This is a genomic window from Streptomyces griseoruber (assembly GCF_001514205.1).
In the GTDB taxonomy this organism is placed as follows: domain Bacteria; phylum Actinomycetota; class Actinomycetes; order Streptomycetales; family Streptomycetaceae; genus Streptomyces; species Streptomyces griseoruber.
Map to the genome: position 1 here is coordinate 130,191 of NZ_KQ948780.1, position 13,187 is coordinate 143,377.

Here is a 13,187-nt window from a genome sequence, read left to right on the forward strand (position 1 = left end):
CCGGGTTTTTCCACGCACCCCACTCGGCCCCTCCCAACCGGCACAATCCCCCCACCCCTCATACGCTCGACTCATGTCAGAGGTGTACGCGTCACGCCGCAAGCGACTGAGGGACCGCTGCAACGCCGGCGGCAGCACAGCCGCGCTCATCTCCCGTCCGGCCAATGTGAGGTACCTCGCAGGCGCCGCCCCCAAGGCGGCCGTCCTGCTCCTGGGCAGACGTGAGGAGGAGGACGTCCTCGTCTGCCCGGGCCCGCCCGAGGACCGTCCCGGCGAGGGCCGCCCCGACGAACAGCTCAGGACGCACGCCCTGCCCCACGCGGGGGGCGACCCCGCCGTCGCCGCCGCGGACATCCTCACGGCGGAGGGCGGCGACTCCCTCGCGGTCGAGGAGCACCACCTCACGGTGGCCCGCCACCGCGCCCTGCGCTCGGTCGCGCCCCGCCTGCGCCTCGCGGACCTCGCGAGCGCCGTCGAACAGCTCCGCGTCGTCAAGGACGAGGAGGAGATCTCCTGTCTCCGCGTCGGCGCCGAGATCGCCGACCAGGCCCTCGGCGAGCTGCTGGAGTCCATCCTCGTCGGCCGTACCGAACGTCACCTCGCCCTGGAACTCGAGCGACGGCTCGTCGACCACGGCGCCGACGGCCCCGCCTTCCCCACCTCGGTGGCCACCGGCCCGAACTCCGGCCGGCCCGGCCACCGCCCCACGGACCGGCGCGTCGAGGAGGGCGACTTCCTCTCGGTCTGCCTCGGCGCCACCTACCGCGGCTACCGCTGCGAGATCGGCCGTACGTTCGTCATCGGTACGTCCCCCGCCGACTGGCAGATCGAGCTGTACGACCTCGTCTTCGCAGCCCAGCGCGCCGGGCGCGAGTCCCTGGCGCCCGGCGCCGCCTACCGTGACGTGGACCGCGCCGCCCGCCAGCTACTGGACTCCGCGGGGTACGCCGCGGGCCTCCCGGCGCTCACCGGGCACGGGGTCGGACTCGAAATCGACGAGGACCCGCAGTTGACTCCCGCGGCCATGGGTAAACTGGACGCTTGCGTGCCGGTCACCGTCGAACCGGGGGTCCACCTCCCGGGCCGGGGCGGTGTCCGGATCGATGACACGCTCGTCGTACGCCCCGAGGCGGACGGCGGACCCGAGCTACTCACCATCACGACCAAGGAGCTGCTCGCGCTGTAGGTAGGAGCGCGTGACCCCGGGGTCGTACGTCAGTCCAGGAGATTCCGCAACCGTGGCTTCCACGAACGACCTCAAGAACGGCCTGGTGCTCAAGCTCGAAGGCGGCCAGCTCTGGTCCGTCGTCGAGTTCCAGCACGTCAAGCCCGGCAAGGGCCCGGCCTTCGTGCGCACCAAGCTCAAGAACGTGCTGTCCGGCAAGGTGGTCGACAAGACCTTCAACGCCGGCGTCAAGGTCGAGACGGCCACTGTCGACAAGAGCGACATGCAGTTCTCGTACATGGACGGCGAGTACTTCGTCTTCATGGACATGGAGACCTACGACCAGCTGCACATCGACCGCAAGACCGTCGGTGACGCCGCGAACTTCCTGGTCGAGGGCTTCGAGGCCACCGTCGCCCGGCACGAGGGCGAGGTGCTCTTCGTCGAGCTGCCGGCCGCCGTCGAGCTGACCGTCGCCGAGACCGAGCCCGGCCTCCAGGGCGACCGCTCCACCGGTGGCACCAAGCCCGCCACCCTGGAGACCGGTCACCAGATCCAGGTCCCGCTCTTCATCACCACCGGTGAGAAGATCAAGGTCGACACCCGCAGCAGCGACTACCTCGGCCGGGTGAACAGCTAACCGTGGCTGCTCGCAACACGGCCCGCAAGCGCGCCTTCCAGATCCTCTTCGAGGGCGACCAGCGCGGAGCCGACGTCCTCACGGTCCTCGCGGACTGGGTCCGGCACTCCCGGGCCGACACCCGGCAGCCGCCGGTGAGCGAGTACACGATGCAGCTGGTCGAGGGCTACGCGGACCACGTGACGCGGATCGACGAGCTGATCGCGCAGTACTCCGTCGGCTGGACGCTCGACCGGATGCCGGTCGTCGACCGCAACATCCTGCGGCTCGGCGCCTACGAGCTGATCTGGGTCGACGAGACCCCGGACGCCGTCGTCATCGACGAGATGGTGCAGCTGGCGAAGGAGTTCTCCACGGACGACTCCCCGTCGTTCGTCAACGGCCTGCTCGCCCGGCTGAAGGAGCTCAAGCCGTCGCTCCGCCGTGAGGGGTCCTGAGCGGTACGAGCCGTACGGCGCGGTACCGGGTTGACGACACAGACGCCGGAGGGCCCGCAGCATCACCGCTGCGGGCCCTCCGGCACATCCGGGTGCCCCCCGCCGCCTCACCGGCCCCCGGAACGCCGTCGGGGTGGCCCGAACCACTTGGTTCAGGCCACCCCGACGGTACGTTTCTGCTCAGCCGCGGAGCGGCTCAGCTCTCCTCGTGGGAGACCGCGCGACGCGCGTCCGCGTCCAGCACGCCCCAGCTGATCAGCTGCTCGGTCAGGACCGAGGGCGACTGGTCGTAGATGACGGCGAGGGTGCGCAGGTCGTCCTGGCGGATCGACAGCACCTTGCCGTTGTAGTCACCGCGCTGGGACTGGATCGTCGCCGCGTAGCGCTGCAGGGGGCCCGCCTTCTCGACCGGCACATGCGCCAGTCGCTCCAGGTCCAGGACCAGCTTCGGCGGCGGCTCGGCCGCCCCGCCCGGGGTGGTGCCGGGCAGCAGCTCCTGCACGGGGACGCCGTAGAAGTCCGCCAGCTCGGCGAGGCGCTGCACGGTCACGGCGCGGTCGCCGCGCTCGTACGAGCCGACCACGACCGCCTTCCAGCGTCCCTGGGACTTCTCCTCGACACCGTGGAGGGAAAGGCCCTGCTGGGTGCGGATCGCCCGGAGCTTGGCCCCGAGCTGTTTGGCGTATTCGCTGGACATATAGCTCCCCGGCACTGGGTCGACGCGGCCGGCTTGGGTTCCGTACCGCGCGGCTGGTAACTCATTGTGAGGTTACGCAGCGTGATTCTTCTGCGTCAAGCCGAATGGTCCACACCGACTCTTCCGTGGTATCGATGGCCGATTACTCCAAGGGGGTGATCAGGGCCGTCCCGGCGGGCTGCTACCGTGGATGGCGCAAACCCGACGTCCTTTAAGATCCGTCCCGTGAGGCGGAGAAGGAGGTCCGTTTCGTATGGACAAGCTCGACTCCCACACCTCCGATGCGCGGCCCGTTCTGGAAGGCCCCGACATCGCGCGGGTGCTGACCCGTATCGCCCACGAGATCGTCGAACGCGCCAAGGGCGCCGACGACGTGGTGCTCCTCGGCATCCCGACCCGCGGCGTGTTCCTCGCCCAGCGGCTCGCCGCCAAGCTCGAGCAGATCACCGACCGCAAGATCCCGGTCGGCTCGCTCGACATCACCATGTACCGCGACGACCTGCGCATGCACCCCCCGCGTGCGCTGGCCCGCACCGAGATCCCCGGTGACGGCATCGACGGCAAGCTGGTCGTCCTCGTCGACGACGTGCTCTTCTCCGGCCGCACGATCCGCGCCGCCCTCGACGCCCTGAACGACATCGGGCGCCCGCGCGCGGTCCAGCTCGCGGTCCTCGTCGACCGCGGCCACCGCGAACTGCCCATCCGCGCCGACTACGTCGGCAAGAACCTCCCCACGTCGCTGCGGGAGACGGTCAAGGTCCAGCTCGCCGAGGAGGACGGTCGGGACACCGTGCTGCTCGGTGTGAAGCAGACCCAGTAGCAGACGGACCCCGCACGCCGCCCCGGCCTGCCCCCGCCTGCCCGGAATCTCCCGAAAAAGCTTGAACTGCCTTACGGAGCCTGACAGATGCAGCGTCATCTCATCTCGGCCGCCGACCTCACCCGCGACGACGCCGTCCTGATCCTCGACACCGCCGAGGAGATGGCCCGGGTGGCCGACCGGCCCATCAAGAAACTGCCGACCCTGCGCGGCCGCACGATCGTCAACCTCTTCTTCGAGGACTCCACCCGCACGCGTATCTCGTTCGAGGCCGCCGAGAAGCGCCTCTCCGCGGACGTCATCAACTTCTCCGCCAAGGGCTCCAGCGTGTCCAAGGGCGAGTCCCTGAAGGACACCGCCCAGACCCTGGAGGCCATGGGCGTCGACGCCGTCGTCATCCGGCACGGTGCCTCCGGGGCCCCGTACCGCCTCGCCACCTCCGGCTGGATCGACGCGGCCGTCGTCAACGCGGGCGACGGCACCCACCAGCACCCCACCCAGGCCCTGCTCGACGCCTTCACCATGCGCCGCCGGCTGATCGGCCGGGACGCCGGGCTCGGCCAGGACCTCGCCGGCAAGCGGATCACCCTCGTCGGTGACGTCCTGCACAGCCGGGTCGCCCGCTCCAACGTCGACCTGCTGCACACCCTCGGCGCCGAGGTCACCCTGGTCGCCCCGCCCACCCTGGTGCCGGTCGGCGTCGAGCACTGGCCCTGCGAGGTGTCGTACGACCTCGACAGCGTCCTGCCCAAGTCCGACGCCGTGATGATGCTCCGCGTCCAGCGCGAGCGCATGAACGCCGCCTTCTTCCCGACCGAGCGCGAGTACTCGCGGCGCTACGGCCTCGACGGCGACCGCATGGCGCGGATGCCCGAGCACGCCATCGTGATGCACCCCGGCCCGATGGTCCGCGGCATGGAGATCACCGCCGAGGTCGCCGACTCCGACCGCTGCACCGTCGTCGAGCAGGTCGCCAACGGCGTGTCGATCCGGATGGCCGTCCTCTATCTGCTCCTGGGCGGCAACGAACCCGCCGTCAGCCACGCCCGTACCACCGAGGAGAAGTAGGAACCCATGAGCAAGATCCTGATCCGTGGTGCGAAGGTGCTCGGCGGCGAGCCGCAGGACGTCCTGATCGACGGCGCCGTGATCGCCGAGGTGGGCACCGGCCTGAGCGCCGAGGGCGCCGAGGTCGTCGAGGCCGCCGGCAAGGTGCTGCTGCCCGGCCTGGTCGACCTGCACACCCATCTGCGCGAGCCGGGCCGCGAGGACTCCGAGACCGTGCTGACCGGCACGCGCGCGGCGGCCTCCGGCGGCTACACCGCCGTGTTCGCCATGGCCAACACCTTCCCCGTGGCCGACACGGCCGGTGTCGTCGAGCAGGTCTACCGGCTCGGCCAGGAGCACGGCTACTGCGATGTGCAGCCCATCGGCGCCGTCACCGTCGGCCTGGAGGGCAGGAAGCTCGCCGAACTGGGCGCCATGCACGAGTCGGCCGCCGGGGTCACCGTCTTCTCCGACGACGGCAAGTGCGTCGACGACGCGGTGATCATGCGGCGCGCCCTGGAGTACGTGAAGGCCTTCGGCGGGGTCGTCGCCCAGCACGCGCAGGAGCCGCGGCTCACCGAGGGCGCCCAGATGAACGAGGGCGTCGTCTCCGCCGAGCTGGGCCTCGGCGGCTGGCCCGCGGTGGCCGAGGAATCGATCATCGCCCGGGACGTCCTGCTCGCCGAGCACGTCGGCTCCCGCGTCCACATCTGCCACCTGTCGACCGCCGGCTCGGTCGAGATCGTCCGCTGGGCCAAGTCCCGCGGCATCGACGTCACCGCCGAGGTCACCCCGCACCACCTGCTCCTCACCGACGAGCTGGTGCGGTCGTACAACCCCGTCTACAAGGTCAACCCGCCGCTGCGCACCGAGCGTGATGTGCGGGCCCTGCGCGAGGCGCTCGCCGACGGCACGATCGACATCGTCGCCACCGACCACGCCCCGCACCCGCACGAGGACAAGGACTGCGAGTGGGCCGCGGCCGCCATGGGCATGGTCGGCCTGGAGACCGCGTTGTCGGTGGTCCAGGAGACCATGGTGGAGACGGGCCTGCTGGACTGGGCCGGGGTCGCCGACCGCATGTCCGCCAAGCCCGCGCGGATCGGCCGGGCCAAGGGCCACGGGCGCCCCGTCTCGGCAGGTGAGCCCGCCAACCTCACGCTCGTCGACACGGCATACCGTGGGTCCGTGGACCCCGCGGGCTTCGCCTCGCGCAGCCGCAACACTCCGTACGAGGGGCGTGAGCTGCCGGGCCGTGTCACGCACACGTGGCTCCGGGGCAAGGCCACGCTCGTCGACGGGAAGCTCACGTGACATCTTCAGCACCCCTGCTGCCGGCCCTCACGGCCCTCGCGGCCGAGAAGGAATCGGCCCAGGTGACCGACTGGGCCGCGCGCATCGGCTGGGTGGTCGGCCTCGGACTCTTCGTCGCGCTCGTCTACTGGCTGATGCGTGAGGGCTGGAAGTGGCGGGGCACCCTCCAGGGCGACCTCCCGGAGCTTCCCACCGCGCCGGACGAGCCCGGCGCGGCGAGACTGACGATGAGCGGCCGCTACCACGGCTCCACCACCGCGGGGCAGTGGCTCGACCGCATCGTGGCGCACGGCCTGGGCACCCGCAGCCGCGTCGAGCTGACGCTCACGGACGCGGGCCTGGACGTCGTACGCCCCGGCGCGACCGACTTCTTCGTCCCCGCCGGAGCACTGCGCGAGGCCCTGCTCGGCAAGGGCATCGCCGGCAAGGTCCTCACCGAGGGCGGACTGCTGGTGGTGACCTGGCAGCACGGCGACAAGCTGATCGACTCCGGTTTCCGCTCCGACCACGCGGCCGAGCACACCGAGTGGGTCGAAGCCATCAACTCCATGATCAAGAACAACACGACGGAAGGCGCCGAACGATGACGACCTCCACCAGGGGAATCCCTTCTGAGAAGAGGCTTCCCGCCGTACTCGTCCTGGAGGACGGCCGGATCTTCCGCGGCCGTGCCTACGGGGCCGTGGGGGAGACCTTCGGCGAAGCGGTGTTCTCCACCGGCATGACCGGCTACCAGGAGACCCTCACCGACCCGTCGTACGACCGCCAGATCGTGGTCGCGACCGCCCCCCAGATCGGCAACACCGGCTGGAACGACGAGGACGACGAGTCGAGCCGCATCTGGGTCTCCGGCTACGTCGTCCGCGACCCCGCGCGGGTGCCGTCCAACTGGCGCGCCAAGCGCTCCCTCGACGACGAGCTGGTCGCCCAGGACATCGTCGGGATCTCCGGCATCGACACCCGCGCCCTCACCCGCCATCTGCGCGAGCGCGGCTCCATGCGGGCCGGCATCTTCTCCGGCGAGGCCGTCGGCGCGGAGACCGAGCTCCTCGCGCGCGTGCAGGCCCAGCCGCACATGAAGGGCGCCAGCCTCTTCGAGGAGGTCGCCACCAAGGAGGCGTACGTCGTCCCCGCGATCGGCGAGAAGAAGTTCACCGTCGCCGCGATCGACCTCGGCATCAAGGGCATGACCCCGCACCGCATGGCCGAGCGCGGCATCGAGGTGCACGTGCTCCCGGCCACGGCCACCGAGGACGACGTCTACGCCGTCGGCCCCGACGGGGTCTTCTTCTCCAACGGCCCCGGCGACCCCGCCACCGCCGACGGTCCCGTCGCCCTGATGACCGCCGTCCTGGAGCGCGGGACGCCGCTCTTCGGCATCTGCTTCGGCAACCAGATCCTCGGCCGCGCCCTCGGCTTCGGCACCTACAAGCTGAAGTACGGCCACCGCGGCATCAACCAGCCGGTCCAGGACCGTACGACCGGCAAGGTCGAGGTCACCGCGCACAACCACGGCTTCGCGGTCGACGCGCCGCTCGACAAGGTCAGCGAGACGCCCTTCGGCCGCGCCCAGGTGTCCCACGTCTGCCTGAACGACGACGTCGTGGAGGGGCTCCAGCTGCTCGACCAGCCGGGCTTCTCCGTCCAGTACCACCCCGAAGCGGCAGCCGGCCCGCACGACGCCGCCTACCTGTTCGACCGCTTCGTATCCCTGATGGAGGGCCAGCGTGCCTAAGCGCACCGATATCCAGTCCGTCCTGGTCATCGGCTCCGGCCCGATCGTCATCGGCCAGGCCGCCGAGTTCGACTACTCCGGCACCCAGGCGTGCCGCATCCTGCGCGCCGAGGGCCTCAGGGTCGTCCTGGTGAACTCCAACCCGGCGACGATCATGACCGACCCGGAGATCGCCGACGCCACCTACGTCGAACCGATCACCCCCGAGTTCGTCGAGAAGATCATCGCCAAGGAGCGCCCCGACGCCCTCCTGCCCACCCTGGGCGGCCAGACGGCCCTCAACACCGCCATCTCGCTGCACGAGAACGGCGTCCTGGAGAAGTACGGCGTCGAGCTGATCGGCGCCAACGTGGAGGCCATCCACAAGGGCGAGGACCGCGACCTGTTCAAGGAGGTCGTGGAGGAGGTCCGCCGCAAGATCGGGCACGGCGAGTCCGCCCGCTCGGTCATCTGCCACACCATGGACGAGGTCGTCGCGGGCGTGGACACCCTCGGCGGCTACCCGGTCGTCGTGCGCCCGTCCTTCACCATGGGCGGCGCCGGCTCCGGCTTCGCCCACGACGAGGAGGAGCTGCGCCGCATCGCCGGGCAGGGCCTCACGCTCTCGCCGACCACCGAGGTGCTCCTGGAGGAGTCCATCCTCGGCTGGAAGGAGTACGAGCTGGAGCTGATGCGCGACAAGCACGACAACGTCGTGGTCGTCTGCTCCATCGAGAACTTCGACCCCATGGGCGTGCACACCGGCGACTCGATCACCGTCGCGCCCGCGATGACGCTCACCGACCGCGAGTACCAGATCCTGCGCGACATCGGTATCGCCGTGATCCGCGAGGTCGGCGTGGACACCGGCGGCTGCAACATCCAGTTCGCGGTGAACCCCGAGGACGGCCGGGTCATCGTCATCGAGATGAACCCGCGCGTGTCGCGGTCCTCCGCGCTCGCCTCCAAGGCGACCGGTTTCCCGATCGCCAAGATCGCCGCCAAGCTCGCCGTCGGCTACACCCTCGACGAGATCCCCAACGACATCACGCAGGAGACCCCGGCCTCCTTCGAGCCCACGCTCGACTACGTGGTCGTCAAGGCCCCGCGGTTCGCCTTCGAGAAGTTCCCGCAGGCCGACTCCACGCTGACCACCACCATGAAGTCGGTCGGCGAGGCCATGGCCATCGGCCGCAACTTCACCGAGGCCTTCCAGAAGGCGCTGCGCTCGCTGGAGAAGAAGGGCAGTCAGTTCACCTTCGTCGGCGAACCCGGAGACAAGGGCGAGCTGCTGCGTGAGGCCGTGCGTCCCACCGACGGCCGGATCAACACCGTCATGCAGGCCATCCGCGCGGGCGCCACGCCGGAGGAGGTCTTCGCGTACACGAAGATCGACCCCTGGTTCGTCGACCAGCTCTTCCTCATCAAGGAGATCGCCGACGAGCTGGCCGCCGCCGACCGCCTGGACGCCGACCTGCTCGCCGAGGCCAAGCGGCACGGCTTCTCCGACCAGCAGATCGGCGAGATCCGCGGTCTGCGCGAGGACGTCGTCCGCGAGGTGCGGCACGCGCTGGGCGTCCGCCCGGTCTACAAGACGGTCGACACCTGCGCCGCCGAGTTCGCCGCGAAGACCCCGTACTTCTACTCCTCCTACGACGAGGAGACCGAGGTCGCGCGGCGCGAGAAGCCCGCGGTGATCATCCTGGGCTCCGGCCCGAACCGCATCGGCCAGGGCATCGAGTTCGACTACTCCTGCGTCCACGCGTCCTTCGCGCTGTCCGACGCCGGGTTCGAGACCGTCATGGTCAACTGCAACCCGGAGACCGTCTCCACCGACTACGACACCTCCGACCGGCTCTACTTCGAGCCGCTGACGCTGGAGGACGTGCTGGAGATCGTCCACGCGGAGGCGCAGGCCGGACCGATCGCCGGTGTCGTCGTCCAGCTCGGCGGCCAGACCCCGCTGGGTCTCGCGCAGGCACTGAAGGACAACGGCGTGCCGATCGTCGGCACCCCGCCCGAGGCCATCCACGCGGCCGAGGACCGGGGCGCCTTCGGACGGGTGCTCGCCGAGGCGGGCCTGCCGGCCCCCAAGCACGGCACCGCCACCACCTTCGCCGAGGCCAAGGCCATCGCCGACGAGATCGGCTACCCGGTCCTCGTCCGGCCGTCGTACGTCCTCGGCGGCCGCGGCATGGAGATCGTCTACGACGAGACCCGGCTGTCCTCCTACATCGCCGAGTCGACCGAGATCAGCCCCACCCGGCCGGTCCTGGTCGACCGCTTCCTCGACGACGCCATCGAGATCGACGTCGACGCGCTCTACGACGGCACCGAGCTGTACCTCGGCGGCGTCATGGAGCACATCGAGGAGGCCGGCATCCACTCCGGCGACTCGGCGTGCGCCCTGCCCCCGATCACCCTCGGCGGCTTCGACATCAAGCGCCTGCGGGCCTCCACCGAGGCCATCGCCCGCGGTGTCGGCGTGCGCGGCCTGATCAACATCCAGTTCGCGATGGCCGGCGACATCCTCTACGTCCTGGAGGCCAACCCGCGCGCGTCCCGCACCGTCCCCTTCACCTCGAAGGCGACCGCGGTGCCGCTCGCGAAGGCCGCCGCCCGGATCTCGCTCGGCGCGACCATCGCCGAGCTGCGCGCCGAGGGGCTCCTCCCGGCCACCGGCGACGGCGGCGAGCTGCCGCTGGACGCGCCGATCTCCGTCAAGGAGGCCGTGATGCCGTGGACCCGCTTCCGCGACACCTCCGGCCGCGGCGTGGACACCGTCCTCGGCCCGGAGATGCGCTCCACCGGCGAGGTCATGGGCATCGACTCCGTCTTCGGCACGGCGTACGCCAAGTCGCAGGCCGGCGCCTACGGCCCGCTGCCGACCAAGGGCCGCGCGTTCATCTCGGTCGCCAACCGCGACAAGCGCTCGATGATCTTCCCCGCGCGCGAGCTGGTCGGCCACGGCTTCGAGCTGCTCGCCACCTCCGGCACCGCCGAGGTCCTCAAGCGCAACGGCATCAACGCCACGGTCGTGCGCAAGCAGTCCGAGGGCACCGGCCCGAACGGCGAGAAGACCATCGTCCAGCTCATCCACGACGGCGAGGTCGACCTCATCGTCAACACCCCGTACGGCACCGGCGGCCGCCTCGACGGCTACGAGATCCGTACGGCGGCCGTGGCCCGGTCCGTGCCGTGCCTGACGACGGTCCAGGCGCTCGCCGCGGCCGTCCAGGGCATCGACGCGCTCAACCACGGCGACGTGGGCGTCCGCTCGCTCCAGGAACACGCGGAACACCTGACCGCGGCCCGCGACTAGCAGCCCTGGGGGGACACCGGAAACGGTGTCCCCCTCATTCATGAGCGCTCTTCATGAGGGCTCTTCATGAGGGAACCATGTACAAGATCTTCTTCAATCTCGTGTTCCAGCGGATGGACCCCGAGCAGGCGCACCACCTGGCCTTCCGCTGGATCCGCCTCGCCGTCCGCATCCCCGTGCTGCGCACCTTCGTGGCCGCCGCCCTCGCGCCCCGCCACCAGGAGCTGCGCACCGAGGCGTTCGGACTGCGCATGCACGGCCCCTTCGGGCTCGCCGCGGGCTTCGACAAGAACGCCGTCGCGATCGACGGCATGTCGATGCTGGGCTTCGACCACGTCGAGATCGGCACGGTCACCGGGGAGGCACAGCCGGGCAACCCCAAGAAACGGCTCTTCCGGCTCGTGAAGGACCGCGCGCTCATCAACCGCATGGGCTTCAACAACGAGGGCTCGCTCGCCGTCGCCGCGCGCCTGGCGTCCCGTACGCCCGTCTTCCGGACGGTCGTGGGCGTCAACATCGGCAAGACCAAGGTCGTCCCCGAGGAGGAGGCCGTCGGCGACTACGTGAAGTCGACCGAGCGGCTCGCCCCGTACGCCGACTACCTGGTCGTCAACGTGTCGTCGCCCAACACCCCCGGGCTGCGCAACCTCCAGGCCACGGAGGCGCTGCGCCCGCTGCTGAGCGCCGTGCGCGAGGCCGCCGACCGTACGGTCGCCTCGCGGCGCGTCCCGCTGCTGGTGAAGATCGCTCCGGACCTCGCCGACGAGGACGTGGACGCGGTCGCCGACCTCGCGGTGGAGCTGGGGCTGGACGGGATCATCGCCACCAACACGACCATCGCGCGCGAGGGACTCGGTCTGCGGTCCGACCCCGCGCTGGTCCAGGAGGCCGGCGGACTCTCCGGGGCCCCGCTCAAGGCCCGCTCCCTGGAGGTGCTCAGGCGGCTCTACGCGCGCGTGGGCGACCGGATCACCCTGGTGGGCGTCGGCGGCGTCGAGAACGCCGAGGACGCCTGGCAGCGCATCCTGGCCGGCGCCACGCTCGTCCAGGGCTACAGCGCCTTCGTCTACGAGGGTCCCTTCTGGGGCCGCGCGATCCACAAGGGGCTCGCCGCGCGGCTGCGCAGCAGCCCGTACGCCACCCTCGCCGACGCGGTCGGCGCCGACGTGAGGAAGACGGCATGACCCTCGAGCCCTTCGGCGCGCGCCTGCGCCGGGCGATGGACGAGCGCGGCCCCCTGTGCGTGGGGATCGACCCGCACCGCTCCCTGCTGGTCGAGTGGGGTCTGAACGACGACGTGGCGGGTCTGGAGCGGTTCAGCCGCACGGTCGTCGAGGCGGTGGCCGGCCGGGTCGCGGTGCTGAAGCCGCAGAGCGCGTTCTTCGAGCGGTTCGGCTCGCGCGGGGTCGCCGCCCTGGAGAAGTCGGTCCAGGAGGCGCGGGCCGCCGGAGCCCTGGTGGTCATGGACGCCAAGCGGGGGGACATCGGCTCGACCATGGCCGCCTACGCCGAGTCCTTCCTGCACAAGGACGCGCCCCTGTTCTCCGACGCGCTGACCGTCTCCCCGTACCTCGGCTACGGCTCGCTCAGCCCGGCCGTCGCGCTGGCCCGGGAGAACGGCGCCGGGCTGTTCGTCCTGGCGCTGACCTCCAACCCGGAGGGCGGCGAGGTGCAGCACGCGGTGCGCGCCGACGGCCGGGACGTCGGCGCGACCGTGCTGGCGCACCTGACCGCCGAGAACGCGGGCGAGGAGCCCCTGGGCTCCTTCGGGGCGGTCGTCGGGGCGACCCTGGGCGACCTCTCGTCCTACGACCTCGACATCAACGGTCCGCTGCTGGCACCCGGCGTGGGTGCCCAGGGGGCGACTCCGGCCGATCTTCCGGGGGTGTTCGGGAGCGTGCTGCGCAATGTCGTGCCGAACGTCAGCCGGGGAGTGTTGCGCCACGGTCCCGACGTGACCGCGCTGCGTGACGCCGCGGACCGCTTCGCGGACGAGATCCGCGTCACGTTGGAGTCCTCCTGAGGGCGGGT

12 protein-coding genes are annotated in these 13,187 nt (G+C 70.7%); 11 read left to right on the plus strand and 1 reads right to left on the minus strand.

All coding sequences use genetic code 11. The features are described 5' to 3' along the window. Positions 1-73 precede the first annotated feature (73 nt). From AQJ64_RS35935 to nusB, 3 genes are read left to right on the plus strand one after another with little or no spacing between them, the layout of a single operon-like run. Positions 74-1,186, plus strand: coding sequence for an aminopeptidase P family protein (locus tag AQJ64_RS35935; protein WP_055634987.1), 1,113 nt, complete (start codon positions 74-76; stop codon positions 1,184-1,186). A gap of 52 nt (positions 1,187-1,238) precedes the next feature. Further along, positions 1,239-1,805: an elongation factor P gene (gene efp, locus AQJ64_RS35940; RefSeq protein ID WP_055634988.1), complete on the plus strand. Its 567-nt coding sequence runs from the start codon at positions 1,239-1,241 to the stop codon at positions 1,803-1,805. Positions 1,806-1,807: 2 nt separating this feature from the next. Further along, entirely contained in the window at positions 1,808-2,242 is a 435-nt protein-coding gene (gene nusB / locus AQJ64_RS35945; protein ID WP_055634989.1) for a transcription antitermination factor NusB, read from the plus strand. Positions 2,243-2,438: 196 nt separating this feature from the next. Here nusB and bldD read toward each other — a convergent pair whose 3' ends face one another. Next, positions 2,439-2,939 (minus strand): transcriptional regulator BldD, encoded by a 501-nt coding sequence (gene bldD / locus AQJ64_RS35950; protein WP_009313753.1) that lies wholly within the window; start codon positions 2,937-2,939, stop codon positions 2,439-2,441. A gap of 253 nt (positions 2,940-3,192) precedes the next feature. Here bldD and pyrR point away from each other — a divergent pair, with 253 nt between their 5' ends. The 8 genes from pyrR to pyrF all read left to right on the plus strand — a co-directional run bounded on the left by pyrR (position 3,193) and on the right by pyrF (position 13,179). Continuing rightward, on the plus strand, positions 3,193-3,759 hold the full coding sequence (gene pyrR / locus AQJ64_RS35955) for a bifunctional pyr operon transcriptional regulator/uracil phosphoribosyltransferase PyrR (RefSeq protein WP_055634990.1): 567 nt from the start codon (positions 3,193-3,195) through the stop codon (positions 3,757-3,759). Between the two features lie 87 nt (positions 3,760-3,846). Next, a complete protein-coding gene (locus AQJ64_RS35960) occupies positions 3,847-4,827 on the plus strand; it encodes an aspartate carbamoyltransferase catalytic subunit (protein ID WP_055634991.1) in 981 nt (326 codons plus the stop codon). Between the two features lie 6 nt (positions 4,828-4,833). Continuing rightward, on the plus strand, positions 4,834-6,120 hold the full coding sequence (locus AQJ64_RS35965; RefSeq protein ID WP_055634992.1) for a dihydroorotase: 1,287 nt from the start codon (positions 4,834-4,836) through the stop codon (positions 6,118-6,120). Beyond that, on the plus strand, positions 6,117-6,707 hold the full coding sequence (locus tag AQJ64_RS35970; RefSeq protein WP_055634993.1) for a PH-like domain-containing protein: 591 nt from the start codon (positions 6,117-6,119) through the stop codon (positions 6,705-6,707). The genes AQJ64_RS35965 and AQJ64_RS35970 overlap by 4 nt, the downstream gene beginning before the upstream one ends. Further along, the gene (gene carA / locus AQJ64_RS35975) at positions 6,704-7,855 is read left to right on the plus strand and encodes a glutamine-hydrolyzing carbamoyl-phosphate synthase small subunit (protein ID WP_055634994.1); all 1,152 of its coding nucleotides are present in this window, start codon (positions 6,704-6,706) and stop codon (positions 7,853-7,855) included. The genes AQJ64_RS35970 and carA overlap by 4 nt, the downstream gene beginning before the upstream one ends. Continuing rightward, positions 7,848-11,156, plus strand: coding sequence for a carbamoyl-phosphate synthase large subunit (carB, locus tag AQJ64_RS35980; RefSeq protein ID WP_055634995.1), 3,309 nt, complete (start codon positions 7,848-7,850; stop codon positions 11,154-11,156). Before carA ends, carB begins: the two co-directional genes overlap by 8 nt. 77 nt (positions 11,157-11,233) lie before the next feature. Then, entirely contained in the window at positions 11,234-12,340 is a 1,107-nt protein-coding gene (locus AQJ64_RS35985; protein ID WP_055634996.1) for a quinone-dependent dihydroorotate dehydrogenase, read from the plus strand. Continuing rightward, positions 12,337-13,179: an orotidine-5'-phosphate decarboxylase gene (gene pyrF, locus AQJ64_RS35990; protein WP_055634997.1), complete on the plus strand. Its 843-nt coding sequence runs from the start codon at positions 12,337-12,339 to the stop codon at positions 13,177-13,179. The genes AQJ64_RS35985 and pyrF overlap by 4 nt, the downstream gene beginning before the upstream one ends. Positions 13,180-13,187 lie beyond the last annotated feature (8 nt).

Coding starts and splice junctions, on each gene's coding strand:
- AQJ64_RS35935 (WP_055634987.1), top strand. CDS start 74: ATGTCAGAGGTGTACGCGTCACGCCGCAAGCGACTGAGGGACCGCTGC.
- bldD (WP_009313753.1), bottom strand. CDS start 2,939: ATGTCCAGCGAATACGCCAAACAGCTCGGGGCCAAGCTCCGGGCGATC.
- pyrR (WP_055634990.1), top strand. CDS start 3,193: ATGGACAAGCTCGACTCCCACACCTCCGATGCGCGGCCCGTTCTGGAA.
- AQJ64_RS35960 (WP_055634991.1), top strand. CDS start 3,847: ATGCAGCGTCATCTCATCTCGGCCGCCGACCTCACCCGCGACGACGCC.
- AQJ64_RS35965 (WP_055634992.1), top strand. CDS start 4,834: ATGAGCAAGATCCTGATCCGTGGTGCGAAGGTGCTCGGCGGCGAGCCG.
- carA (WP_055634994.1), top strand. CDS start 6,704: ATGACGACCTCCACCAGGGGAATCCCTTCTGAGAAGAGGCTTCCCGCC.
- AQJ64_RS35985 (WP_055634996.1), top strand. CDS start 11,234: ATGTACAAGATCTTCTTCAATCTCGTGTTCCAGCGGATGGACCCCGAG.
- pyrF (WP_055634997.1), top strand. CDS start 12,337: ATGACCCTCGAGCCCTTCGGCGCGCGCCTGCGCCGGGCGATGGACGAG.